This is a genomic window from Mycobacterium sp. 141, assembly GCF_000382405.1.
In the GTDB taxonomy this organism is placed as follows: Bacteria; Actinomycetota; Actinomycetes; order Mycobacteriales; family Mycobacteriaceae; genus Mycobacterium.
Genome location: NZ_KB908276.1, coordinates 14,399 through 39,930 on the forward strand (window position 1 = coordinate 14,399; position 25,532 = coordinate 39,930).

General features: G+C 62.4%; 25 protein-coding genes and 2 pseudogenes. 19 read left to right on the plus strand and 8 right to left on the minus strand.

From position 1 onward, the window contains the following. The first annotated feature begins 143 nt into the window (after positions 1–143). The 5 genes and pseudogenes from H276_RS0120560 to H276_RS0120580 all read left to right on the plus strand — a co-directional run bounded on the left by H276_RS0120560 (position 144) and on the right by H276_RS0120580 (position 3,827). Positions 144–761 (plus strand): YigZ family protein, encoded by a 618-nt coding sequence (locus tag H276_RS0120560; RefSeq protein WP_019973168.1) that lies wholly within the window; start codon positions 144–146, stop codon positions 759–761. A 594-nt stretch (positions 762–1,355) separates the two neighbouring features. Then, positions 1,356–1,538, plus strand: a complete 183-nt coding sequence (locus H276_RS23370; protein WP_036461477.1) for a hypothetical protein — start codon at positions 1,356–1,358, stop codon at positions 1,536–1,538. Then, positions 1,505–1,666: pseudogene (locus H276_RS24285) on the plus strand (pyridoxal 5'-phosphate synthase lyase subunit PdxS); the annotation flags it as partial. The gene H276_RS23370 and the pseudogene H276_RS24285, both read left to right, overlap by 34 nt. 5 nt (positions 1,667–1,671) lie before the next feature. Next, a complete protein-coding gene (locus H276_RS24290) occupies positions 1,672–1,998 on the plus strand; it encodes a WhiB family transcriptional regulator (RefSeq protein WP_026357246.1) in 327 nt (108 codons plus the stop codon). Positions 1,999–2,516: 518 nt separating this feature from the next. Continuing rightward, positions 2,517–3,827 (plus strand): NAD(P)/FAD-dependent oxidoreductase, encoded by a 1,311-nt coding sequence (locus H276_RS0120580; RefSeq protein WP_026357247.1) that lies wholly within the window; start codon positions 2,517–2,519, stop codon positions 3,825–3,827. Between the two features lie 318 nt (positions 3,828–4,145). Here the strand turns inward: H276_RS0120580 and H276_RS0120590 are convergent, their stop codons facing one another. Further along, positions 4,146–5,156, minus strand: a complete 1,011-nt coding sequence (locus H276_RS0120590; RefSeq protein WP_231376726.1) for a response regulator transcription factor — start codon at positions 5,154–5,156, stop codon at positions 4,146–4,148. A gap of 628 nt (positions 5,157–5,784) precedes the next feature. Here H276_RS0120590 and H276_RS0120600 point away from each other — a divergent pair. The 9 genes from H276_RS0120600 (at position 5,785) to H276_RS0120640 (ending at position 13,918) form a co-directional block, all read left to right on the plus strand. Continuing rightward, positions 5,785–6,027, plus strand: coding sequence for a hypothetical protein (locus H276_RS0120600; protein ID WP_051111494.1), 243 nt, complete (start codon positions 5,785–5,787; stop codon positions 6,025–6,027). 4 nt (positions 6,028–6,031) lie between these two features. Next, positions 6,032–7,579, plus strand: coding sequence for a sodium:solute symporter (locus H276_RS23375; protein WP_019973177.1), 1,548 nt, complete (start codon positions 6,032–6,034; stop codon positions 7,577–7,579). Positions 7,580–7,731: 152 nt separating this feature from the next. Then, a complete protein-coding gene (locus H276_RS0120610) occupies positions 7,732–8,565 on the plus strand; it encodes an urease subunit gamma (RefSeq protein ID WP_026357248.1) in 834 nt (277 codons plus the stop codon). Further along, the gene (ureC, locus tag H276_RS0120615) at positions 8,562–10,268 is read left to right on the plus strand and encodes an urease subunit alpha (RefSeq protein ID WP_019973179.1); all 1,707 of its coding nucleotides are present in this window, start codon (positions 8,562–8,564) and stop codon (positions 10,266–10,268) included. Before H276_RS0120610 ends, ureC begins: the two co-directional genes overlap by 4 nt. A gap of 10 nt (positions 10,269–10,278) precedes the next feature. After that, positions 10,279–10,737 (plus strand): urease accessory protein UreE, encoded by a 459-nt coding sequence (locus H276_RS0120620; RefSeq protein WP_081625517.1) that lies wholly within the window; start codon positions 10,279–10,281, stop codon positions 10,735–10,737. Further along, positions 10,730–11,422, plus strand: a complete 693-nt coding sequence (locus H276_RS0120625) for an urease accessory protein UreF (protein ID WP_019973181.1) — start codon at positions 10,730–10,732, stop codon at positions 11,420–11,422. Before H276_RS0120620 ends, H276_RS0120625 begins: the two co-directional genes overlap by 8 nt. A gap of 13 nt (positions 11,423–11,435) precedes the next feature. Beyond that, positions 11,436–12,059: an urease accessory protein UreG gene (gene ureG, locus H276_RS0120630; protein WP_019973182.1), complete on the plus strand. Its 624-nt coding sequence runs from the start codon at positions 11,436–11,438 to the stop codon at positions 12,057–12,059. Next, positions 12,056–12,919, plus strand: a complete 864-nt coding sequence (locus tag H276_RS0120635; protein ID WP_019973183.1) for an urease accessory protein UreD — start codon at positions 12,056–12,058, stop codon at positions 12,917–12,919. Before ureG ends, H276_RS0120635 begins: the two co-directional genes overlap by 4 nt. A gap of 759 nt (positions 12,920–13,678) precedes the next feature. Beyond that, entirely contained in the window at positions 13,679–13,918 is a 240-nt protein-coding gene (locus H276_RS0120640) for a helix-turn-helix domain-containing protein (protein ID WP_019973184.1), read from the plus strand. Positions 13,919–14,546: 628 nt separating this feature from the next. On the opposite strand, the gene H276_RS0120650 is transcribed toward H276_RS0120640, so the two are convergent. Continuing rightward, positions 14,547–15,842, minus strand: coding sequence for an MFS transporter (locus tag H276_RS0120650; protein WP_019973186.1), 1,296 nt, complete (start codon positions 15,840–15,842; stop codon positions 14,547–14,549). A 208-nt stretch (positions 15,843–16,050) separates the two neighbouring features. On the opposite strand from H276_RS0120650, the gene H276_RS0120655 reads away from it, so the two are divergent. Beyond that, positions 16,051–16,686 carry a GntR family transcriptional regulator gene (locus H276_RS0120655; protein WP_036461490.1) on the plus strand — a complete coding sequence of 212 codons (636 nt, stop codon included), beginning with the start codon at positions 16,051–16,053 and terminating at the stop codon, positions 16,684–16,686. 228 nt (positions 16,687–16,914) lie between these two features. On the opposite strand, the gene H276_RS0120665 is transcribed toward H276_RS0120655, so the two are convergent. The 4 genes from H276_RS0120665 to H276_RS0120680 all read right to left on the minus strand — a co-directional run bounded on the left by H276_RS0120665 (position 16,915) and on the right by H276_RS0120680 (position 20,100). Further along, complete coding sequence (locus H276_RS0120665) at positions 16,915–18,606, minus strand: MFS transporter (protein WP_019973189.1); 1,692 nt, start codon at positions 18,604–18,606, stop codon at positions 16,915–16,917. Further along, positions 18,607–19,041 carry a MarR family winged helix-turn-helix transcriptional regulator gene (locus H276_RS0120670; RefSeq protein ID WP_019973190.1) on the minus strand — a complete coding sequence of 145 codons (435 nt, stop codon included), beginning with the start codon at positions 19,039–19,041 and terminating at the stop codon, positions 18,607–18,609. A gap of 59 nt (positions 19,042–19,100) precedes the next feature. Beyond that, entirely contained in the window at positions 19,101–19,727 is a 627-nt protein-coding gene (locus H276_RS0120675; RefSeq protein WP_019973191.1) for a thioredoxin domain-containing protein, read from the minus strand. 127 nt (positions 19,728–19,854) lie between these two features. Next, positions 19,855–20,100 carry a MerR family transcriptional regulator gene (locus tag H276_RS0120680; RefSeq protein WP_026357251.1) on the minus strand — a complete coding sequence of 82 codons (246 nt, stop codon included), beginning with the start codon at positions 20,098–20,100 and terminating at the stop codon, positions 19,855–19,857. 210 nt (positions 20,101–20,310) lie between these two features. Here H276_RS0120680 and H276_RS0120685 point away from each other — a divergent pair, with 210 nt between their 5' ends. The 3 genes from H276_RS0120685 to H276_RS0120695 all read left to right on the plus strand — a co-directional run bounded on the left by H276_RS0120685 (position 20,311) and on the right by H276_RS0120695 (position 22,552). Then, complete coding sequence (locus H276_RS0120685; RefSeq protein WP_026357252.1) at positions 20,311–20,760, plus strand: Hsp20/alpha crystallin family protein; 450 nt, start codon at positions 20,311–20,313, stop codon at positions 20,758–20,760. A gap of 357 nt (positions 20,761–21,117) precedes the next feature. After that, a complete protein-coding gene (locus tag H276_RS0120690; protein ID WP_155943202.1) occupies positions 21,118–21,768 on the plus strand; it encodes a PAS and ANTAR domain-containing protein in 651 nt (216 codons plus the stop codon). 82 nt (positions 21,769–21,850) lie between these two features. Next, positions 21,851–22,552 (plus strand): M24 family metallopeptidase, encoded by a 702-nt coding sequence (locus H276_RS0120695; RefSeq protein WP_019973195.1) that lies wholly within the window; start codon positions 21,851–21,853, stop codon positions 22,550–22,552. Between the two features lie 27 nt (positions 22,553–22,579). Here the strand turns inward: H276_RS0120695 and H276_RS0120700 are convergent, their stop codons facing one another. Together H276_RS0120700 and H276_RS0120705 are read right to left on the minus strand one after the other, a co-directional pair. Beyond that, positions 22,580–23,494: an undecaprenyl-diphosphate phosphatase gene (locus H276_RS0120700; protein WP_026357254.1), complete on the minus strand. Its 915-nt coding sequence runs from the start codon at positions 23,492–23,494 to the stop codon at positions 22,580–22,582. 201 nt (positions 23,495–23,695) lie between these two features. Continuing rightward, a complete protein-coding gene (locus H276_RS0120705) occupies positions 23,696–24,361 on the minus strand; it encodes an SDR family oxidoreductase (RefSeq protein ID WP_019973197.1) in 666 nt (221 codons plus the stop codon). Positions 24,362–24,683: 322 nt separating this feature from the next. Between H276_RS0120705 and H276_RS23380 the strand changes: the two are divergent. Next, a pseudogene (locus tag H276_RS23380) lies at positions 24,684–25,464 on the plus strand (SDR family oxidoreductase). Positions 25,465–25,532 lie beyond the last annotated feature (68 nt).

The window sequence follows — 25,532 nt, forward strand, 5'->3', positions numbered from 1 at the left end:
CGGGCCAAAAGTTGATGGTGGGATCATCTGCGGCGCAGACCGCTCATGGTGGTCGGCGTGAAACTTATTGCGTCATAACATATTGCGGAGCGCATGATCTGGTAACAGGTTCGTGCGCGACATCGACTCTTACAATTCCCCATATGCCGTTCTCGCTTGATCCTGAGGCAACGCCGCACTCCGATGAGACGATCAAGAAGTCGAGGTTCATTGCCCGACTTCGCTATGCCGACTGCGAAGAAGACGCCTACGGATTCATTGCTCTCGCACGCGAACTCGAGCGCGGAGCCGGTCATCACTGCTTCGCCTACATCATCGGTGACGAAGTCGAGAGTCGTATTGATCGGTACAACGACGATGGGGAGCCGAGCGGGACAGCCGGCGTGCCGATCCTGCATGTGCTGAAGGCCCGAGACGTGGTGAATGTGGTCGCAGTGGTGTCGCGATACTACGGGGGTATCAAGCTCGGAGCCGGCGGACTGGCGCGGGCCTATTCCGGCGGCGTAGTCGCTGCGCTCGAATCGACGAACCTGCGGCGTCGCATTCAATCGCAGGTGTTCACTCTCGCGGTGGACCATGCCGAGGCCGGTTGGGTTGAGGCGGAATTGCGCCGGCGCCGGTTTGATGTGGATGGTGTCGATTACGGCCAGAAGGCGGTGATCACCATTCACTGTGCCGAGACGGCAAAGCTGGACTCGGTGATAGGCGAAATAACCTCCGGCCGTGGTGAACTCATTCATGTGGGCCACGTATGGGGGTAGTTGCTCTACGAGTTGTTACCAACCGCTGTGGACGCTGGTCGGTGGGGGTTGCACCGGCGTGGACGAGAGTGGCCGACCTGAGGCATCGGTGATGTCGGTTCGACGCCCAATGCGAAAACCGGTGCCGCAGTGGGTTTCCCTCACCTGATCGTAGTGCGGCGGCTTGGCTGGGGCGCAACGGATCTAGCTGCTCCTCAGTCCGTCCTTAGCCATCAGTGATACATGTGTGTGTCAATTTCTTTCCTCGTAATGCGAATCAGCTTCCGCCTCCTGAATGTCATGTCCGGCAACAGCTGTCACAGGGTCCGTACCAGGGTAACCATTCGACGGAGCAACGTGACCGAGTGCGGCAAAGATGGGGAGAACTCCGTATCCAATTCATGCGGATCTCATCGCAGAATTGGTTTCGTCATCACGGCAAACACGCTGCGAGAACAACGTCAGCGGTCAACGGTCGACCCATCACGGTTAGCTCTCAGCTTAAGCCGCTTCGTATGCCACATGCATTGGAGGCATGAGACATTCGGAAATACGGCACGGTAATGCTCGGCCGCTGACACCAATTGCTCGCCAACTTGCAGGGAGGCATAGCTAGTGATCTCCGAAGGCTCAGCGCCAGCCGGGGTGGGTACTGCGCGCGTCAAGCGTGGTACGGCTGAGACGCTCAAGGGTGGCGTCATCATGGATGTCGTCACTCCTGAACAGCCGAAGATCGCCGAGGTCGCCGGTGCGGTGGCTGTCATGGTAATCCGGCTCAGCGGGCCGCGGCGATCGTGAAAGCCACCATGTTCTACGACGATCCCGATGTGCTGGCCAAGGTGTCGCAAGGGCTGGGGGAGACCATGGTCGGCATCAACGTGGAGGACATCGCCCAGCCGCATCGGCTCGCCGAGCGTGGCCGGTGATTGTAATGCCTGCTATCTTCCACTCACCTGCGCGCAGGTCAGGTGACGAGTGGGAATGGCAATTGCGTGCCGAATGCAGGACGGTAGATCCCAGCCTGTTCTTCCATCCCGATGGTGAGCGAGGTCACGCGCGACAGGAACGTCAGAAGCGCGCCAAGCAGGTGTGTGCGGACTGTCCGGTGGCGGACCAATGCCGGGACCACGCGATTGTGTTTCAGGAAGCCTTCGGAACATGGGGCGGAATGTCTGAGGAGGATCGCGCCCGCTCATTGTTTGCCCGTAAGGTTCACATCCGCACGCACCGACCTGCGCCAAGTAAAGACCACGGTTGACGATCGCACACTCTCGAGATCTCTGCGCATGCCGCTGAGACACCGCGCTGTGCTGAGACAAAATCCTAGGTGGTCGGTGTCGGTTAGCACCCTAGACACGACGCTCGACGTAGCCGGAGAAGCCACCGTTTGCTCCCCGTTTGCTCAACGAGGTCCTAGTTCTGTCGGACGAAACCAGGTGTTGGCGGGGCACCTAGCGCGTCCCACACTTGCGCTCCGTCCCGACGGGCTCGCCTACCCGGGCTGGGTGCTGAACACCCTCGGAGGTTTCCCGTCGCGATCGACCCGAGGATCGAGGTCGCCGCACGGCGATCGCGGACACATTTGTCCGTCTGCTACTCGAGCCGAACGCGCCGGCTGCCGCCCACGAGGAATTCAAGGTCTGGCAGGGGGACGCCGGTGATCCAAAACTACTGTTGCCGAACAATTCTGATCATCTATCGGTCCCCCCTGGCCCCACTACGACAGCGCCGCCGATGGTGCCGCATCTGGAACTGACAATGGAAGGAACATCCAGCATGGCGCAAGACGATATTGACGTTGTCGTGATAGGCGCTGGCTTCGCAGGCCTGGCTGCCGCCCGTGAACTCGGCTGGCTTGGCTTGCGAGTCACCACTGTTGAAGCGCGAAACCGTATCGGTGGCCGCACGCATACCGAACAACGCTGGGGCATCCGCCTTGAGATGGGCGGTACTTATGTGCACTGGCACCAGCCGCACGTCTGGGCCGAACTCTCTCGCTACGGCTTGGGCGTCGTCGTCGCCGGCGCCGCCGACGCGTCGCTCGCCTACTGGTACGCCGACGGGGCACTGCACAGTGGCACTGTCGGCGAATTTAACGAGCTCGCGGCCCAACGGATCCGCGACTTGATGCAGTCCGCGCGTGACTATCTGCCGCACCCGTATCGGCCCCTCGCCGGTATCCGAGTCGGGGATGTCGACAAGCTAGCAGTACCTGAGTATCTCGATCGGCTCGAACTGAGCGCGGTGGAACGTGATCTCGTCGACGCACTGATAGCGACCGACTCTAGCGGACAACCCGGCGAGGTGGCGATGAGCCAGACCTTCCGCTGGTGGGTGTTCGCCAATGGCGACTGGGACCAACACTTCGACATGACCGGCGGGTTCAAGATCGCCGAGGGCACCAGCGCGCTCGCGGCCCGCATGGCCGCCGACGCCCGCGGCGAGATTCGGCTGACTACCCAGGTGACCGCAGTCGAGCAGCAGGCGAATCGCGTCATCGTGACTCTGGATAACGGTGAGCAGCTCAACGCGGCCGCCGCGATCGTGACGGTGCCGCTGTCGACACTGCAGCGCATCGACTTCACACCGCCACTGTCTGACGGTAAGCGGGCAATGATCGCCGAAGGGCAGATGGCGAAAGGCACGAAGGTGTGGGCGCGCCTGCGTGGCGACTACGAACCGTTTCTGGCAATCGCTCCGCCGCGATTTCCGTTGACGGCAGCGCAAGTCGAAGGCCACGTCCACGGCGACACCATCGTCGTCGGCTTCGGACCCGACGCCGAGGCGTTCGACCCATGTGATCGCGCCGCCGTCGAACAGGCACTTCGGCTATGGATCCCGGACGCTGACGTGATCGACAGCTTCGGTCACAACTGGGTCGCCGACGAATTCGCAGGCGAAACATGGCCGATGCTGCGGCCAGGGCAGCTGACCCATCACTTCGCCGACCTGCGCCGACCCCACGGGCGCGTGTACTTCGCCGGATCCATATATGCCCGCGGCTGGGGTAGCTTCATCGACGGCGCCCTGGAGAGCGGCATCGAACAAGCTCGAGCCATCGCCGAAATCATCCAGCCGGGAGTATGAAATGGCCATTTTCATAAGTGCATTTAACGCCCACGATGCCCGAGCTCAAGCGTCCGCTCAAACTCTGGCACATCGCCTTCTTCGGGCTGACATATATGTCCCCCTATACCGTGTTCGACATCTTCGGTGTGTTACCCAGACGCCGCTTTGCGCTATTCGATATCAAAACGCGCACAACAGTATTCGATATTCTGCTGATTCGGCGCGTTCGCCCTGCTGTCAGACTCGATGAGTATGAGCACTCGGCCACGAACAGGTAGTCCCACTCACGCAGGGTCAGCCTGTCACCGCAGCGCGGTGATTCGAGGATGCCTGGCCTCAGCGGGCACAACCGAGGAGTAGCAAACCTTCGTCGAGTGCGACGACGGCTGCGCCAGTGCGCGATGAGCATCCAAGCTTGGCCATGACGTTCTCGATGTGCTTGCCGGCAGTTTTGGCAGAGATGGTGAGCTCGGTAGCGATTTGGGTGGTGGTCCGACTGCGTTCAAGCAGCGTGAGGACCTCCAGTTCGCGAACGGTCAATCGGTGAGGAACCGATGTCGAACGCTCGGTGACAAGGAAACCAGAAGGCAACGGAGTACGCGAAACGCGGTGCCATCCGCCATCCTGGTCCTGCCACAAACCTCGCCACTGCCGGGAGTGCACTGAAGCGCCAGCCGTGACGGCCTGCACCAGAACGGTTCCGGTCGCCAGCCAGGGTCCACTGAATCGTCCCGGGACGTCGTGACATTCGCTTTCGCCGCTCACGATCGTGCAGTGTGCGTCGGGCTCGATGATGCTCGCGATGTGGGCGGGTTGCCGCAGCACATCGGTGAGGATGGCCAGAATCGGCTGCAGTGCGGTCAGCGCTCCGCGATTACTGTCGCTGGGATACTTGACTGAATCGGTGTTCAGGTGCAGGTTTCCGGTGTAGCGGCCGTCTGCTGCGAACAGACAGGTCGTCACTCCTTCCCGGTACCCTGCAGGCAGCCAGTGGGTCTGCGCCGAGTAGAACGACCGATAGTCGAATGGCATATCAGCCCACCGCAGGGGATCCCTGTCCACATCACGCATATATCGGAACGCCTCGTCCTGCGCGACGAACCAGGTGTCCAGGTGGGCGATCTCTGTCTCTGAGTACCCTCGATTGGCGATCGTCCGATGACATCCGTTGATGGGGTCCCACACCTGCAAGCTGGCTGCCACATAGGGGATCGACGAGTGAATCTGCTCCAGAACGGAATCCGCAGTCGCAGCGGTATTCCCGCCGCTTGGCATCGTGGCAACGGCGGAGTTGATATCAAGGACGTTCACGATGTCTGCGGACGTCATCGACGTTCGAAGATCCATTTCTACTCCAGACTTCACCTTGTGGTTGAGGCCTTCACCTTGTGGTCGGCAGCGGTCATCGCGCCATCAGGTGGTTATGTTAAGCCAGTGCAGGCCAGCATCCTGCCGGTTTCGGCCGAAAATCGAGCAAGGTAGCTGTTGTCGAAAGGTGCGGGCCCTTCGACGATTGGAGAGTGACCGCTAAAGGACTGGGCTGAGACTGCTCAGTGGCGGGGCTTGGCACGCAACGCCGTGGCCGAATCTACTGTTCGGCATCGCCGCCGCGATATAAGTGGCCGCCGGCGACGCCGGCATCACCCTCCTTGCGGTGATCAGCTCCGTGCGACGCGAAGTGGTGTGCCGCAGCGCGGCAAAGATGGGGAGAACTCCGTATGCAAATCCCGCGTGCATGCGTCGCAGAATTGAGTTCGCCGTAACGGCAAGCACACTGCGAGCGCAACATCGGTCGTCATCATCGACGATCTCCATGAAGGTTGTGCCCCAGCAAATGATAAATCGCATGCCAGATGCATTGGTGCTCAGAGAGATTCGGTAGTCGACGCAGAACTGCGCTGCACGGGCGCTCTCACTGCCTCGTTCCGTTTCTGTGGGTGCCGCGTGCCCGGGCAGCTACTGGAAGGTCATCGTCATGCGTTCTCTGATCGAGCGCGCCCAACCGCGCACAGTCCGGATTCTGATCCTGGCTCCATATCTGGTGGCGGCACTCATGTCAGTGTTTCCGCCGCTGTACCTGTCGATCTCGGGAAAGAAGTGGGAGATCCTTGGCTTGCCGATCGGGATCGTCTACATGCTCGCCGTGTCGGCCCTAGTCACGTTGTCGGTCGTCACCGCGTACTACATCGAAGTCGTTCGAAACGAGATCGGGGACTAACGCCATGGTCGTGACAATCGGCTTGCTCACTCTGTTTTTCGCCTCGGTCGTGCTCGTGCTCTACATGAGCTACAAGAAGGACAAGACCTTCGACGGGTATGCCGTAGGCGGACGTTCCTTCTCCGGTTTCTACATCGCGATGTCGTACATGAATGCGTGGTGGCCCGGAACCACTTTCGTCGCCTTCTTCGGCGTGCTGGCCGGCTCCGGCGTCATCGGGTTCTACTTGTTGCTCTACTCCGTACTGGGCGCTTGCGCGATGTATCTGATGGCTACCCGCGCCTGGGGCTGGGGCAAGAAGTACAAACTGTTCACCCAGCCCGACCTCATCGGTCTGCGCTTCGACAGTGGCCGGCTCAAAATGCTCGCCAGTGTCATCGGAGTGGCAGCTAGCTTCCCGTGGATCGTCCTTGGCATGCAGGCCATGGGCGAAATCGTACGATGGGCCACTTTCGGCAAGATCGGAGTCGTACCGGCACTGATCATTGGTGTGCTCATCATCGCGGTCCGGCAGCTCTGGACGGTACAGATGGGTATGCGTGGCTTGATCATCAGCGACGTGTGGCAGGGCATCGTCGCCTATGGCCTCACGGCGGTGATTTGCGTCGTCCTCTTGTTCACCGAGTTCCACGGCTTGGTGGCCGTATCCGAACTGCCCCCGGCCAAATTCGTCATCCCCGGCTTCAACTCCCCACAGGGCGGTCTCTACTTCTTGGGCCTGGTGCTGTCTGGTGCCATCGGTTCATTGTGCTGGCCCGCGTCCTTCCAACGCATCTACACCGCCGACAGCATCAAGTCGGTCAAGTGGGGAACGGTCTTGACCTTCCCCATGACTGTCGGGTTCTTCGTGCCGCTCGGTCTCCTGGCCATGTCGGCGGCCACGATCGCCAACATCGCCGAGGACCCGCAGCACGGCTGGTTCATCCTGCTGAACTCCGTTGGCGGTGAATGGCTGCTTGGTGTTGGCCTGGTGATCGTACTCGCCGCCAGCATGGGGTTCGTCGACTCTTGGATCCAGGTGTGCGGAACCCAGCTGGCCAACGATATTGTCGGTAGCGCGCGTCCCCTGACAGACAAGCAACGCATCATCGTCTCGAAGCTGTCCATGCTTGCCTTCTTGGCGCTCGGCGCCGCATTCGCCTACCTCACCTTCAGCTACGGGAACCTGCTGACGTGGGCACAGGTCGCCTACGCAGTCATCATCCAGCTCGCGGTGCCGCTGTTCGCTGGGCTGTTCTGGCGGCGTGGCAGTGCCATGGCAGCCTTCTGGGGCCTTATCGTGGGATTCGTCGTGGCGGTGGTGCTGACCATTCCGCACGCGGATGACGGCGGAGCCATTCCCGCGCTGGGCGGTGTACCTGCGGGCATTGTCGGTTTGGTGGCCAATCTAGTCATCTACCTGACTATCTCACTGCTCACCAAAGTGCCCTCAGCAGAGCAGCAGCGGGTGGCCGACCTGTTCGGCTCGGTCTCCGACGCGTTGAGCCCGGAGCCTACTAAGGACTCCGAGCCGGAAGGTGGGCTCGGCGCCACTCCTCGCCCGATGCGGTGATCGGGTCGTAGTGGTCACGGTGCGCCCGGGGTACCGGTACGGAGTTTTCCTTATGGTGTCCCCGAGACGCAGCCTTATAACCTGAAAATATTGCCTCGCAATCACTTTGAAGACGTGGCAGTCAACCCACAAATACTCGAAACGGAGAGCAGATGCACCTGACGGTACGCGAGGAGGAGAGGATGCAGCTATGGACTGCCGCCGAGATGGCGCGCCGGAGGCTGGCCAAGGGCATCCGGCTGAATCAGCCAGAGGCGGTGGCTCTTATTTGTGACGAAGTACTTGAGCGTGCTCGAGAGGGCTCCATTCCCGTTCTCCCGGATCTCATGGAATACGGTGCCACCATCCTGCGGCGTGAGCACGTGATGACCGGTGTCGCCGAGATGCTGAAAATCGTTCAGGTCGAGGCACTTCTACCGGATGGCACCAAGCTCGTGACGGTCATGGACCCGATCCGGGGCGAGGCCACCGACGGCGACAACGAGGCCCCCGCGGCGTCGTGGGCACCGCCACCTATTCCTGAGTCGAGGGTTCCGGACGAGGCGTTCGAAGTCGGCGAGCCGGACAAGGTCGGACATATCGAGTTCGCCCCGACCCCCATCACCATAAATGTCGGGCGTGAGACGCTGGCCCTCGATATCGTCAACACCGGGGACCGGCCGGTGCAGGTAGGCGCGCACTACCACGTCGCTGAAGCCAACCGCGCGTTGGCATTCGACCGATCTTCGGCGTTTGGCTTCCGTCTCGACATTCCCAGCGGCACATCTGTGCGCTTCGAACCGGGCCAGAGCCGCCGCTGCCAACTGGTCCGGCTGGGCGGAGCTCAAGTTGCCCGGGGCATGAATGACATCACGAACGGTCCGACCGGAAGCGAACTGATCAAGGAGCAGGCCATGCGCCGCCTACGTGAAGGCGGCTACTGCTTCGAAGGGGAGACCTTGGAAATGCTGGCAGGCAAGGAAGCGAGCGGAGAGCCGAATTCATGAGCATCGACATCAACCGTCCGGACTATGCGACGCAGTACGGGCCAACGACGGGTGATCGCATCAGCCTCGCGGACACCGGTCTGGTGGCAGAGATCGAGCGCGATTACACCACCTACGGAGACGAACTGGTATTCGGCGGCGGAAAGACTATCCGGGACGGCATGGGACAGGTGTCCCGTTTCAAGCGGTCCGATGGCGCGCTGGACATGGTGGTCACCAACGCCGTGGTGATCGATCCTGTGCTCGGAGTGATCAAGTGTGACATCGGCATTCTCGACGGCAAGATCGTCGGAATCGGCAAGGCGGGCAACCCCGACGTCATGGAGATCACGCCGGGCCTGATCATCGGTCCGAACACTGACATCCTGTCGGTGGAAGGCCAGATCGTCACCGCCGGGCTGATCGACATTCATCCGCACTTCGACTCGGTGCAGCAGCTCTACGAATACCAGTCTGCAGGCTTTACGACCGTGATCGGCGGCGGTTCGGGCCCCAAGACCGTGGGCATCGAATGCCCAGGGGCCTGGAACCTGCAGCGCATGCTGGAGGCCATGGCCGATTTCCCACTGAACTTCGGCAACTTCGGCAAGGGCAACTCGTCCGACCCGGCCTCGATCGTCGAGCAGGTGCTCGGTGGAGCCACGGGGATGAAGATCCACGAGGACTGGTCCAGCTCACCGTCGGCCATCCGGACCTGCCTGCGGGTTGCCGACGAATACGACTTCCAGGTGCAGCTGCATGCCGACACGCTGAACGAAACGGGCTTCTACGAAGACACCATGGCGGCCATCGGCGGTCGCGTCATGCACATCTACCACTGTGAAGGCGCCGGCGGCGGGAACGCGCCAGACATGATGCGGTGCGTGGGCGAGGCCAATATTCTGCCCAGCTCCACCAACCCGACAAACCCCTTTTCGCTCAACACTTATGACGAAGAAATAGACATGCTCATCACATGTCACAATCTCAACAAGGCTGTTCCCTCCGATATGGCCTTCATTCAGGGCCGGGCCCGCGCCGAGACCATGCGCGCCGAAGACGTACTTCATGACATGGGCGCCATTTCCATGATCGGGTCGGACAGCCAGGGCGTGGGCCGGGCGGCCGAAAGTGCCCAGCGCGCTTTCCAACTCGCCGCGGTCAGCAAGGTGCGCACCGGCCCGTTGCCTCAGGATAGTGACCGCAACGACAACTTCCGGATCAAGAGGTATCTCGCCAAGGTCACCATCAACCCGGCGATCTGCATCGGAATCGACTCCTACGTCGGCTCGATCACCCCGGGCAAGATGGCCGACCTGGTGTTCTGGCGGCCCGAAATGTTCATCGCCAAACCAGAATTGATTCTCAAGGGCGGGTTCATCTCGTGGTCGGCGATGGGCGATCCCGCCGGCTCGCTGATGACCGGTCAGCCACTCAAGTATCGCCCCCAATACGGCTATTACGGGCGCAACCCCCGCCGGTTGGCGTACTCCTTCGTCACCCAGGCCGCGATCGACAACGGATTGGCCGACCGTATCGACTGCCAGGAGCTGCGGCCGATCAAGCGGAGCAGGTCGATCTCGAAGCGCGACATGATCCACAACAACTACATGCCCGACATCAGCATCGACCCGGAGACGTACGCCGTCACCGTCGACGGCAAACGCATCACCGTGAAGGCAGCGAAGACACTGCCGCTGGGCCAGCTGTATTACCTGCGTTAGAGAGGATTCCATGAACACCAATAATGTGGTGACCGCAAAACTCGGGTCGATAGAGACGAGGGACAGCGTAGAGATCGATCCGGTGATCCTCACCGCCGACGAACGCGCCCGCGGGCATATGAAGGTGCGTTCGGAAGGCGGCCGTGAGGTACGTATCTCGTTGGATCGCGGTTCCGACCTCGACGACGGCGATGTGCTGGCGATGGACGGTCACGTGGCCGTAGTCGTCCAGGCCTGCGACGAGGACATCCTGGTGGTGTCGCCTGCAACGGCAAGGGATTGGGGGACCGCCGCTTTCGTGATGGGCAACCTGCACCGGCCCGTTCGCTTCAGCGACGATGCCATGCGGACACCGTACGAGCACTCCACCGGGCAGGCATTGGACGAGGCGGGGATCGCCTACACGCGTACGACGGCTCCCCTGGTCGGGCGACGCATTAAGGCGGTGGGCGGACATTCGCATGACTGATGACCAGGGGCTGCTGTATCTGTTGCAGGTCACCAGTGCGGCATTCCCCTCGGGCACCTATGCCCATTCGGCGGGCTTCGAGACCCTGCTGGACAGTGAGCTGATCGTCGATCGAAAGTCGTTGTGCGAGTGGGCTGATCAATGGCTGGAGCTCAGTGTGGCGCCCTCTGAGGGGGTGACCGTCGGGCTGGCGCATGACGCGCACCGTCTCGGACGCTTCGACGACCTGCTCGCGTTGGACCACATCTTGAGCGCGATCAAGTCCGGTAAAGAGCCCTTGGAAGCCAGTTCGGTGACCGGCCGCGCGACGCTACGCACGGTCGAACAGGCCTTCGGCACCCAGGTGCAGGACTACGCGGCCGCGGTCCGCGCCGGCACCGCGGCCGGGCACGCCGCCATCGTGTTCGGGGTGTATGCCGACGTACACGGCGTTCCTCGAAAGACCGCCCTGAACGCGTACCTGTTCACCGCGTACTCGAATCTGGTGGGTGTGGTGGGTCGTTTGCTGCCCCTCGGTCAGCGAGACGTGCAGGCGTTATTGGCAGACAGCCGCGGTTTGGTGCAGCGTTGTGCGGAGCGGGCCGCCGCCATCATGTCTCTTGACGAAATCTGTTCTATGACACCACTTCTAGAGATTGCCAGCATGCGCCACGAGCGCTTGACTACGCGTCTCTGCATTTCTTGAAAGGACTGCTCCAATGCGTAAACCGATTCGCCTCGGCGTCGGCGGCCCCGTCGGTTCCGGCAAGACCGCGCTGATTGAGCGGCTGGCCCGCAAGATGTCGGCCAACCATTCGGTCGCGGCCATCACCAACGACATCTTCACCCGCGAGGACGCCGAATTCCTCACCCGCAGTGGTGCGCTGCCTCCCGATCGAATCATGGGCGTGGAGACCGGCGGCTGTCCGCACACCGCCATCCGCGAAGACGTCTCGATGAACCTGCATGCCGTCGACACCATGGTGAGCCGGCATCCGGATCTCGACCTCATCTTCGTCGAAAGCGGTGGCGACAATCTGGCGGCGACATTCAGCCCCGATCTCGTCGACGCGCACATCTACGTCATCGATGTCTCCGGCGGTGACAAGATTCCGCGCAAGGGTGGGCCTGGGGTCACCAAGTCAGATCTGCTGGTGATCAATAAGATCGACCTCGCCGAGATGGTCCACGCCAGCCTCGATGTGATGCGCAGGGATTCGATCAAGCAGCGCGGGGATCGACCCTTCCTGTTCACCGATCTGATGTCGGAGCAGGGCCTGGACGACGTGATCGCGTGGATCGAACGCGATCTCATGTTTCTCGACGCAGCATTGCCGCGATGACGACGGCGACCTTGGACGCATCGGCGTACTCGTCCGGTGAGATAGGCAAACACGGGTCGCTGGTGGTGCGCGCCATGGTCGAACGCGGCAAGACGCGCTTACAACCGACGTTTCGGCGAATCCCCTACCAGTGGCACGGTGCCCATTATCAGGACAACGATGACCAACCGTTTCTTCTGGTGCAGAACTCCGGCGGCGGATTCGTCGAAGGCGACAGCGGGCGGTTTCACCTGACCATGGAGCCGGGCACCCGGGCGCTGGTGACCACCACCGAAGCCACCAAGTTCTACCGCAGCGAGGGTGGCGGCAGTTCCGCGGAGTCCTACCGCTTCGACGTGGGCGCCAACGCCCTGCTGGAGTACGTACCGGACGAGGTGATCCCGTATGCAGGGTGCCGGGCCGTGCGCGACACCCGGTTCTGCTTGACCTCGCCCTCGCGGCTGTTCGCAGCCGAAGTCATGGTGGCGGGGCGGGTACATTTCCGTCGCGATGAGCTGTTTGGCTTTACCGCGTTACGATCTCGCTTCCAGGTAGATATCGACGGTGTCCCGCGGTACCTCGACAACCTGATTGCCGAGGGGGCCGACATACCCAAGATCGCGCGGACTTGGGGCGGGCATTGCGTACTGGGCACGATCGTGGTTTACGGGCACCCCGACGATGGCTTGGCCGCGCAGGTCGAACAGGCACTCAGCGCCGACGAAACGATCCATGCAGGCGCCAGTGTGCGCAGCGGGATTCTCGTGGTGCGCATCCTCGGCTCGGCCACGTGGCGCGTGCACGACGCGGTGTACGAGGTGTGGCGGCAGGTGCGGCCGGCCCTGGCTGACAAGCCAGCTCGTCGCATCCTGAAATGTTGAGCACGTCAGCCTCACCGAAGGCTGGCGGGACCTCCTCGGCGCCCACACTTATGGCCACACCAAAGCCGAGCCAGGTCAAAGATTCGACATTTTCTGGAACGGGGACCGCAGCGAAATCCAGATCTAAAGCGGAACCCACTTCTCGGTCGCTAGCTGACCGAGCACCCCGACTGGTCCGCTGGCGACTATGACACGCCAGTGGGGCCGGAGACAGTGGAGCTCCCAGTAAGGACGGATTATCGTGCGCGACACTATACCTCAGCTGGGTATTCCACGGTCGTTCGCACTTGGTTCGTTTTTGCGTCGGCCTCCTGGGCAACAACTGGCCAGTAGAGGCGGCATCAGTGGGCCGTAGATCCGAGCAAGGAGGTCTGCCATTACGACCACGCTCGCGAAGCCCAGCGCATCTGGAAGCGGTCCGACCGGCTGAACAAGCCCGCGATGGCGGCGGGAGAAATGAAGAGCATCTGGCGGCGATGCAGTCGTGGGAAGTAGCTGCACGGGTAGTCTCCGGTGCGGCGATCTGTATCCGCTCGGCGGGATTTACTATCCGGAAATCGTTGGAGTACTGCATCTTTGGTCGCGGTCTGGCGCTCAACGGTGACAGATCGCCTACCTATCTGGAGCACGCTCAAACAACGACGAAATCTCGATACGTACTGGCAGTACGCGATTGGTGACACTCATTCCAAGGCGATGCTGCTCTCTAGGTTTGGAGACTACGGGCAACACACATGTGATGCTGACTAGAGGACGACGATGCACGAGGCCGAACAGTTTGACGAACTGACTGTCCAAGCCCGGATTGGGGCCAACATTCGACTACGCCGCGAAAAGGTGGGGCTGAGCCAGCGAGCCCTGGCTGAACGCGCCGACATTGACCGTTTAGTCCTCAACCAGTTGGAGAACGGATGCCGTGGGTGCACGGTGACCGTTCTCGCCCGGTTGGCCGTCGAGTTGGGCACGAGTCCGTCAGCGCTCGTCATCGACATCGTCTGAAGCCCATATGCCCTATGGCGGAGAGAGTGAATTGCAGTGTCCATGATCGTCATCAGAGAATTCCAGGCCAGGCATGGCGCTGACGAATCTCTCACCGCACATATGTCACCGGTATGCAGTTCATAGTCGAGACGTGGAAGTCGCCACGGCGTGCCGAGCCCGAACTCATCGTCTGCGTTTTCCAGACTTCCCCGATTTCTCGGAGGGCTCCATCAAGCCGAACGCGATAGCTTCCCGTTCGTCCTCAAGGACGGTACCCGCGGCGGCAGATCGACGCCGACGGGTGGCCCAATCTATACCGCTGAGCGGCATGAGATGCACATACTGCAACGGCAGCAACGAGATTCACGTGGCCATCGCGGTCGCTCGCGACGAGTTGCGCGGTTACGGCCAAGCGTTCCACCGCCGGTGGCAGGTGCCCACGGGGTGCGGCCCGGTCAACGAGGGCACTTCAACCGCCAGCGCACGATGATGTCGGTCACTGGGGGTGAGGTGTCGCCCACCGTTTTGGAGTTACGGCCGGGTCGGCCTGCTTCGGGCCGTTGGGTGCGAAAGCGGCTCGCCCGCAAGGAAACTAACCGCCGGATTCGTCGACACCCCGCGGGCGATGTGAAAGAAGGAAAGTCCATCAGCCGACTCGACGGTGCCAGAGGAGCGTGGGAACCAGGATGAGACTGACGAGCCCGGCGGTGAGTGACAGTGCCGCGTAGCCGGTGCTCGCCATCATCACGCCTGATAACGCCGCACCGGCCGCTCCGGCGACCGCGATGGCAACGTCGATGGTCCCTTGGATTCGCGGTCTGTTGGTCGGGTCGGTCGCGTCGACCACAAAGGCGGTGCCCGCGATCAGACCGAAGTTCCAGCCCACGCCGAGCAGGATCAGTGCGGTGATCATCCACGCCAGTGACGGTCCGGGGGCTAGTGCGGCGACCAGGCCCGCCGCGAGCAGGGTGACACCTGAGGCTGCCGCCATCGCCGATCGCCCGACCTTGTCGACCAGAACGCCGGTCACCAATGACGGCAAGTACATTGCCGCGATGTGGAATCCGATCACGATGCCCACGGCTGACAGATCGTGGTGGTGGCTTTGCATGTGTATCGGCGTCATGGTCATGACCGCTGTCATCGCCATTTGGGACACGACCATCACCATGGCGCCCACGTAGGCGCCGGTTTTCGGGTGCAGATCCGCAGCGGTAGATAGACGCTCGACTTCTGGTGCCGACGCCTCGGAGATGTCACGGGCGACAAAGTACGGGTCAGGGCGCAGCATCGTGATGAGAACCAGTCCCGCGGCGGCGTAGGTAACGGCAGCGAGCAGGAACGGACCGGCCAATACCGGAATTCCGATGCTGAGAGCGACTTTTCCCATGGGGGCGATCAGGTTTGGCCCAGCGACGGCGCCCACCGTTGTCGCCGTCAACGCCACGCTGATCGCCGTACCGCGTCTGGCTGGTTCGGCCAGGTCGGTGCCGGCGTAGCGGGCTTGCAGGTTGGTCGCGGTACCGGCCCCGTAGACGAATAGTGCCCCGAACAGCAGTACGACGTTTGCGCTGGCGGCGGCGACCACCACACCAAGAGCACCGAGACCACCCGCCGTGAATCCCAGACCGAGCCCCATCCGACGGCCCGACCTCTGCGTGAGACGGCCGATTAGAAACGCCGCTGACGCCGACCCGAGCGTGAACAGTGCGGCTGGCACGCCCGACACATTCTCTGCCCCGAGCATGTCCCGAGCCAGCAGGGCGCCCACCGACACTCCTGCGGCGAGACCAGCGCCGCCAAGGATCTGGCTGATGATCACCACACCGAAAGTGCGTTTTTGGACTCGCCGGACGTCGTCGTCGCTCCAGCGGTTCTTCTCGACTCGCTCTCGGCCGAGAAGCTCGATTTTGTTGAGCGGCATGCGATCCGCTTGTGACATGACGTCACCCTTCTCGGTTGGGTTCGAGCGGCCTGTCGTCTCGGGGGTCGTTGGTGTCGGCTGTGCCCGGAGATCGGCGACGGCGATCTAGTATCCTAGTTGCATTTGAGATAGTCGCAAGTCGGAATCGGTTGGGGCGGGCGGCTACGATCGGCGGCGACTTGACCCAATGGCTCCGGCCAGCGCGTGGCAGGGGCAGGGGAGTGTGATGGGCGACGAGACGGCGGTCAACGCCGCGGGGCGCGCTTATGCCGACATTCGTGCTGCCATCATTCGAGGTGAGTTCGCGCCAGGCTCCATGCTCAGCGAGTCGACGTTGGCGACGTCGATGTCGATGAGTCGAACCCCCGTACGCGCGGCGCTGGGACGCCTGCAGCAGGAGGGGTTCGTCACCATCTATCCGAAACGCGGCGCACTGGTACGCGAGCTCAGTGCCGACGAAGTTCGCGAATCGGCGCAGGTGCGACACGCGTTCGAGTCGGCGGGTGTGCAACTGGCAGACTCCGGCGCCCGCGAGGTCCTCGGCCACCGGCTCGCGGCAAATCTGCAACAGCAGCAGCAGGCATTGGACGACGGAGATTTTCCCGGCTTCGCGACTCTGGCGATGCAGTTTCACCGTGCGTTCGTCGAGTTGGCGGGAAACTCCATCATGTTGTCGATCTACGATCGGCTGCAAGACCGTCAGTATGTGTCGATTCTGCGCAGTCCCATCGTCAACCGGGATCCCGACCGTGTCATGTCCGAGCACCACTCATTGTTGCGGACAGCGAAGGATGGCGACTGGGCAGCTTTCTCAATGGATTTGCGCGCACATCAGTCACATAGCAACGACCTCGCCGAGTGAACGACGGCATCCGCGGGGTCGGCAAAATTCAGATGCGCGAGGTGGTTTGAGTTGGAACACATGGCGGGCGGTTCAACAACGATGACGGTAAACCAGCCAGAGGCACCTCTGGTGCCCACGGAGGTGGCACTGCAGCAGCCCGACCGCGGATGGGTGCGCCTCGATGTCGTCGCCAGCGGTGTGTTCGACACGAGATCCGGACGGCCGTTGTAGCCCAGCCTCTTCGCATCACTTAAGCGTGTCGTGGTCGCCGACGCGGCCCCGGGCCAGTGACGCGAAGGCGGCCAGGAGTGCAAGACCGATCGACACCCCGAAGACAACCGTGAGCCCATGATGGAATGGGTCGCTGATCAGATGCGGGAAGAACTCGCGACCGGTGATGGCGTCGCGATCGGCGGGCGGCAGTGTCGTGAGGACACCGCTCGGTGTCAAGAGGTGCTCCAGCGGATTGACGCCCAACACCGCGGCGAACAGTGTCGAAACCGGTGGAAGCGCGGCCACTTCTTGCGCGACCGCAGACGGCACCCCTCGGTCTTGAAGACCTGTCGTCATTGCCCCCGGCAGACTGCCGGCCAGACCGACGACCATGAGCGAGAAGAACACTCCGATCGACAGCGCGGTTCCGCTGTTCAGGAACGTTGCACGCATCCCCGAGACCACGCCTCGCTCAGCGGGTGGCACGCTGCCCATGATGGCCGAGGTGTTGGGTGCGGCGAACATGCCGCTGCCGATACCGTTCAGCGCGATCAGCGCGGCAAACGCCCAATATGGGAAATTGATGGGCAACAACAGCAGTCCGACGAAGCTCAGCCCGAACAGCACCATGCCGGCCGAGGCGATACCGCGGGCTCCCAGGCGGTCCGACAGCGCACCCGAGGTCGGACCCGCGATGAGAAACCCTGCTGTCAGCGGCAGCATGAAGATACCCGCCCATAATGGGGTGTCGGCGTAGTCGTAGCCGTGTAGCGGTAGCCAGATCCCTTGCAACCAGATGATGAGCATGAACTGCAGGCCGCCCTGGGCGAGCGCCGAGGCCAGCGTGGCCGCGTTGCCGGCGCTGAAAGCCCGAATCTTGAACAGGCTCAACCTGATCATCGGTTCGGCGACGCGGGACTCGATGACGACGAATGCGATCAGCAGCAAGATGCCGGCGATCAAGGTGCACAGGACGAATGGGCTGTGCCATCCGGTGGTGTGTCCGCCGTGCGGCTGGATTCCGGCGGTGATCGCGATCAGCACCGCCGACAGGCCGACGGCGAAAGTGACGTTGCCCCACCAGTCGATGCGTCCGCGGTGGCGTTCACCGTTGTCACGTAACCGGCGATAGGCCCAGACGGTGCCGAAGATCCCGACCGGCACGTTGATCCAGAAGACCGCCCGCCAATCCCAGGCTGCCAACAGCCCGCCGGCGACCAAGCCGATGAACTGGCCGGCCAATGCCGCCACCTGGTTGAATCCGAGGGCGAAACCTCGACGATCGGCTGGGAAGGCATCGGTGAGGATCGCGGCGGAATTGGCCGTCAGCATGGAGCCGCCGACAGCCTGCAGCAGCCGCCAGCCGATGAGCCATTGCGCGGCCGCGACGCCGTCGAGCGGGTCGAACGACAGCAAGATCGACGCGAAGGTGAAGACGGTGAAACCCAGGTTGTACACACGGACCCGTCCGTACATGTCACCGATCCGGCCCAGTGTCACCACGAGCACCGACTGGACCAACCGATAGCCCATGATCATCCACAACAGATAGGCGATGTTGGCGGGCGCCAACGGATCCAGATGGATGCCGCGGAAGATCGCCGGCAGCGAGATGATCACGATCGATCCGTCGAGTGCGGACATGAAGACCGCCGCGGTGGTGTTGGTCAACGCCACCCAGCGGTAGTTGTCGCGGGTTTCGGTAGTTTGCTCGTGGACAGTCATCTACAGGCGGTGGGCAAGTCGTTCGATCAGGGGCACTGCCGCGGCGATCTGGGCAATCTCGGCGTCGGTGAAATCGGCCAACCCCGCGGTGAGCTGTTCGACCCGTGCATCGCGTCTGCGGTTGACTTCGCGCCTACCGGAGGCGCTGATGGACAGAAGGATTCGCCTTCCATCGGTCGGATCGGGCTGCCGTGTGATGAACCCTCGAGCTTCGAGTTCACCGATGGTGGCGCCCATCGACTGCGGACTGATCTGCTCTTGCCGAGCCAGATCGGCTCCTGTTGCCGGGCCGCCACGGTCGAGCCTGCTCAATGCGGCCATCTGTGGAAATGTCAGAACGTCGGCAACGGGATTCTGCCGTAGCCGCCTGCGCAGCAAGCCCATGCACAGGAACAATGCCCGCGCCACCTGCTCGGTCTCCCGGCTTGCCCGCATATCATCAGGCTAGGCTTATCAGTGTGTACTGATCAACCCGACCTGTATCGCCAACGGTGTCAGCGCGGAAGCCGGTCGAGCCAGTCGGAGTTCCCGTCGGCGGTCTTGTCGTCGATAACGACAAGTGGCACACCAGGTTCGGGGAATTGGCTGAGGAGTGCGAGGTTGTTTGCCGCGATGGCATGCGCGTCGTAGGGGATGGGTAGCCCGAGTCTGATCATGTCCTGCGCCGATTGCGGCGCGCCGACACGGTCGGCCAGGTCGGCGAGCTGATCGTTGCCGAGGTCTGTCGGACCCTTTTCTTTCGGTTGTTGATCGGCGGCATAGATCTGTTCGATGAAGCGCCACGTGATGTCGCTCGATTGCGAATAGTCGGCAATGATGAACGCTGCGTAGATTGCACGGCTGTCGTAACTGCCACTTGCCGAGTACTTTTCGAGAAAATTGACGAATCGGAGGTCGATGTGAAGCTTGCCGGCTTCGATGCGCCGGCCGATCTCAGCCCCCTGGTCTCGGATCATTTCCCCGCTGAACGGGCACAGGGGGTCGAGGTAGAGCTCTATCCGGCCCGGCGCCGCGGGGTCGCCGAGGGCGATGGCATCGCCGGCGGTCGATGCAACGGCCGCGTGGGCGCGACCGGCACCGGGGCCCCACACAAGCGCGATGGCGAGCAGAGCCACCACCATCGCGATGTGAATCGATCGAAATACCCGCCGATCTGGCAAGCCGGCTCCTCTCAGGTTCGCGTTCATAAGTTTCATCATGGCCCGGGAATCGGTGGTGGGCCGTCAAGGTCGGCGAGGAAGTGGGCCCTTACTTGCGTCGATCGATGATGGCGCGGAGTTCCGTGTTGTCATCTTCGAGGTCGAGGATGCGGGCTATGCCGGCGATGTTGATTCCGGCGGCCACCAACGTCGTGATGCGCCGGATCCGATTGAGGTCGTCGGTGCTGTAGCGCCGGGTGCCTCCGTCAGTACGGGTTGGGGTGAGCAACCCATGGCGCTCCCAGAGGCGCAGTGATTGGGTGGCGGTGCCGGATAGCTCGGCGGCGACGGAGATGCCGTAAACACCGTGGCTGGGGGCCGGTGTGACATGCGTGGGGGAGTCGCGGCCCGACGCCGGGCGGGGGCTGTTGGGTTGCGCAAAATCTCGAGTCGCCACCTACTTGCCTCGCATCCTGCGTAGTGCTATATAAAATCTGTGCTGACTGGCATAGATTACCAGTCGGCTCCCGTTCAGAACATGAAAGGATGCGTGGAGGTGACCACCATGCTGATGCGTACTGATCCGTTCCGGGAATTGGATCGCTTGACTCAACAGGTGCTCGGCACCGCCGCACGCCCGGCGATCATGCCTATGGACGCCTGGCGTGACGGTGAGGAGTTCATCGTCGAGTTCGATCTGCCTGGCATTGCGGTGGACTCGCTGGACCTGGACATCGAGCACAATGTGGTGACGGTGCGTGCCGAGCGTGCGGCGGTGGATCCGAATCGGGAGATGCTGGCCACGGAGCGCCCCCGGGGCGTGTTCTCGCGCCAGCTGGTCCTCGGAGACAACCTGGACACCGACAAGATCGCCGCGAGCTATAACGACGGTGTCCTGCGGCTGCGGATCCCGGTGGCGGAGAAGGCAAAGCCACGCAAGATCGTTGTCGATCGTCCCCGCGGCACCAAGATCATCGACGCCGATTCACCGGCCAGGGAATCCATCGACGCGTGATCTGCCGCGGCCGCTCCGGCGGGGCCGGTAAGTAGCGATTGTCGGAAGGGGGTGAGACCACCGCGAAGTACCGCCGAGGGTGGCGGCAACGCGCCGCCATCCCGCGGCGAGTCATCGGACTCATCTCTACATCGACCGATACGAGCGCCGGCCGCTGCGGTCGAAACCTGTTGGTTTGCTAGCTTCTGCCCTGAAGTCGGGGCTCGGGTGACGCACCGTAATTAGGATGTGGTCATGGCTGTTGCTGGTGAAGACGCTTCCACTCCCGGGACTGGCGTCTCCGAGCTTGCAGGCGTGGCGCATGTCGATGTGATTGATGTGGTGACAGAGGAGCTTGTCGACCAGGGGTCATCTCCGATGGGCTGGTTCCGCTTCTATTTCGATGAACAGCGCTGGGAGTGGTCGGCGCAGGTTGCGCGCCTGCACGGCTATCAGCCCGGGACGGTGACGCCGACGACGGAACTGGTGCTCTCACACAAGCATCCCGAGGACCGCGACAAGGTCGCACACGCCATCGAGGCGATCACGAACACCCGCGGTGCGCTGAGCAGCCGCCACCGCATCATCGACACTGCCGGCGGAGTGCACTGGGTGGTCGTGATCGGAGATCAGTTCTTCGATGACCACGGCGCGGTGATCGGCACGCACGGCTTCTATGTCGACGTGACACCCGCGGAGCATCAGCGGCTCGAAGCCGAGCGCCGGCGGCAGGACCTCGTCACTGCGCGGATAGCGGAGATCGCCAACAGCAGAGCCCGCATCGAGCAGGTCAAGGGCATGTTGATGCTCGTCTACAACGTAGGCGAAGATGTGGCGTTCGATGTGCTCAAGTGGTTGTCCCAGGAGCACAACGTCAAGCTACGTGTCCTTGCCGAGCAGCTGAGTACCGATCTGCGCGAGATCGCTCGCGAGACTGTCGACCAGTCGACCTACGACCACGTGCTGCTCACGGTGCATCAACGTCTCGCAACTGACACCGAAGTAGCACTGGACGCGAACACGACGTAACGCCCACCGACATTCGGTCGGCGCTTCACGTGTACCTTGCCGTCTCCGCTGGGCAGCCGGCCGCCGGGGATAGCATCGAGCAATGGATCGACCGAGCGTGGACGAGGCTCACCGAGCCGAGAAACTCATCGAGGCCCAAGGGATGGCGGCGAAGCTGTTCGAGGAGATCACCGATCGAGGTTTGGTGCGTGCCGGTGTCGGTGAGCGGGTCCTGTCCGACGAGATTCGGGACTTGGCAGCCGAGATGTTCGGCATTACCCGACACTGGCACAAGCGCATTGTCCGTTCGGGGATCAACACATTGGAGACTTTCCGCGGCAGCCCGCCCGATCGTCATTTGGCGGAGGATGACGTGGTCTTCCTCGATTTCGGGCCGATATTCGAGGAGTGGGAGGCCGATTTCGGCCGAACGTATGTGCTCGGCGACGATCCTCGCAAGCTGGAATTGCTCGACCGGCTGCCTCAAGTCTGGGTGGCCGGCCGGGACTTCTTCCGCAAGGAACCCGATGTGACCGGCGAAGAACTGTACGACTTCGTCGTCGCCATGAGCCGCGACGTCGGTTGGGACTTCGGCGGAATCATCGCCGGCCATCTGGTCGGCGAGTTTCCTCACGAAAAGATCGATGGCGAAGACATCGAGTCCTACGTCGCTCCCGGCTCGACCCGTCCGATGCGTCGAAAAGACCGCGCCGGCAACCAGTGTCATTGGATCCTCGAGGTGCATCTTGTCGACCGTGAGCATCGCTACGGCGGATTCTACGAAGAGCTACTCGACTTGCCGTGACCCGAACCCCACCGATCCGACGGCTCGCTATCTCACCGTGAGCCAGAGGAGGCTGCCGATGCCGGCGATGAGGCAGTAGATCGCAAACGGAGTGAGGGTTCGGGTTTCGAAGTACCGAGTCAGAAAACGCACCGCCACATAGGCGCTGACAAAAGAAGCGAGACTGCCGACCAGCACCTGAGCCCCGATCCCCGTGCCCTGCGGGCCGAACAGTTCAGGGATCTTCAACATGCCCGCAGCCAGGATCACAGGTGTGGCGAGCAGAAACGAGAACCGCGCGGCGTCCTCGTGTGACAAGCCGCGAAGGAGACCGGCAGCCATGGTCACACCGGACCGGCTGATCCCCGGTAGCAGTGCCAGCACCTGTGCGGAGCCGATCATCACACCGCGAGCGAGGGGAATCCGACTGATGCGCACATCCGCTGTGGTGAGCAGATTGCTCGATGCGGCCGCTCCGGGTGCATCGGCCGCAGTCATCGCGTTCGTGCGACGGCGCAGTCGTTCCGCCCCGTAGAGAACCACACCGTTGACGGCGAGGAACACAGCGGCCGGTACGGGCTTTCCGAGTGTCGTGCGGAAGAGGTGGTCCAGCGCCAGGCCGGCGACGCCCACGGGAATCGTTGCGGCGACGAGTATCCATGCGAGCCGCTCGTTGGGCTCGACGATGTGTCGGTAGCGGATGGATGTGATCAGGCCGCGGACGATGGCGACCCAGTCGCGCCAGAAGAATACGAGCAGCGCCAGCGCAGTCGCGACGTGCAGTCCGACGATGAATGCGAGATACGGGGATTCGGGTGCGGATACGTCGAGATCGCGGCTCCACTGGCCACCGACGAGCGCGGGGATGAGGATCGAATGGCCAAGGCTGGACACCGGGAACAGTTCGGTGACGCCCTGTAGCGCGCCGACGACGAGTGCCTCCAGATAACTGAGGTGTGGCACGCAAAGTTCCCTTCTGCCGTCGACGCCTCGCCAGAACTCGATGGGGCAGCCATGTTCGGGCGAGTGGATGTTCGACGCGGTCAACGACGACCGCAGCCGGAACCACCGTAGGTGGTTCCGGCTGAAGATCTCCTGAATGGACACGGTGAACCGGCTGGGACCTCCGCGCCAGGACGATGATCACCGCACCGGTGGACCGGGCTAGACGGGTTGGTGCATGTGGTGATCGGAGCCGTTGACGTAGACGATGCTGGGGTGGCTGGGCGAAGTTGCGGCGTCGGCGACTGCTGCGGCGAAGTCGATGGTGGTTTCGTAGATGATCTCGCCGGACACCACGGTGAAGTTGATCCCGTGCCGGTCGAATTCCTTGCGCATCGCGTACAGAGTGGTCTCTCCGGCCCGCATGCCGGCAGCGACGGTTGCGTAACCCTTCGGCACTGCCTTGTGGGGATAGAAGTGTGCCTGGTGGCTGGTGACGAAGACGATGCGGCCTCCAGCGGGGATCAGGGGTAGGGCCAGTCGCGCCAGACGTCGCTGCGCGTCACGGTTGAGGTGCATTGCGGTGCCCGGCTCGGCGCAGTGCTGCAGCCGGCCCGATGCGTTGAGTACCAGCATGTCGAGTTGTCCGAAGCGGTTTCCGATGTCGTCGATCATCGCAGCGACGGCCGCTTCGTCGAAGATGTCGGCCCCGGCAGTCGAGGCGTGCCCACCGGCGCAGCGGATGGCGTCCGCGACGTAGTCCGCTCGGTCCGCGTCGGACCGGTAGTTCACCACCACATGGATGTCAGGATGCGCGAGCTGGAGTGCGATTTCGGCTCCGATGCCTCGCGATGCACCGGTCACCAGAGCGATCCGTTGGCTCTGCATATTCGGTTCCTTTCGCTGGTAGGGGGCCAAAACGCATGGGTGCGCTCAGCCGCCGCGACAACCGGATAGGGCAACCGTACACCGATATTAAGAAAAATAAGAGGTAACTAAGGTCACGATAAGGTTTAGGTGCGGGCGATGTCGTGACCGATCCGCGTTGGCCGGACTCCGTTTCACAGCCGGCCCTCGTGGTCGGAGAACCCGTCGGCACCGTGCAGGTCATACGCTGGCGTGGACGGCGGTTGACGACGAATTCAGGAGTTTTCATGTCACAGTTCGATGTTTCCGACCGCGCCCGTCAGTACCGGGAAGGGGCATCGGCATGAGCGGATTGGATCTCACCGGCCGCACCGCGATCATCACCGGCGGCTCCCGTGGTATCGGTTTGGCTGCGGCACAAGCGATTGCCGCGGCCGGCGGCAATGTGGTCCTGACCTCGAGAAGGCAGGACTCCGCCGACGCCGCAGCGGCCAAAGTGGAAGGCAACGCTCTGGGTGTCGCCGCGCACGCTGTCGACGAACAAGCTGCCGCGCGGTGCATCGACCTGACGTTGGAACGATTCGGCAGCATCGACATCCTGGTCAACAATGCCGGTACCAACCCGTCTTTCGGTCCGCTCATCGACCAGGACCACATCCGGTTCGTCAAAACCTTCGAGGTCAACCTGTGGGCGCCGATTCTGTGGACCTCGTTGGCCACCCGGGCCTGGATGGGCGAGCAACGGTGGTTCCATCGTCAACACCGCGTCCATCGGCGGTATGGGATTCGAGCCGAACCTGGGCCTGTACAACGCGTCGAAAGCCGCGCTCATCCACCTCACCAAACAGCTGGCACTGGAACTCTCGCCCACGGTGCGCGTCAATGCCGTGGCCCCCGGTGTGGTGCGCACCAAGCTCGCCGAGGCGTTGTGGAAAGAGTATGAGGGCCAATTGAATTTGGTCACCGCGTTGGGGCGCATTGGCGAACCGGAGGACGTCGCTTCGGCCATCGCGTTCCTGGTGTCCGACGCGGCGGGTTGGGTGACCGGGGAGACGTTCGTCATCGACGGTGGTCAGCGCCTTGGTGACGCTGCGCCGTTCCGGCGGCAGGGCAGCCATGGTTGAGGTGGCGGTACTTGCCTGGACTTGACCGGAGGGTACTGGCAGGACACGGCTCGGGTTGACCCGTAAAA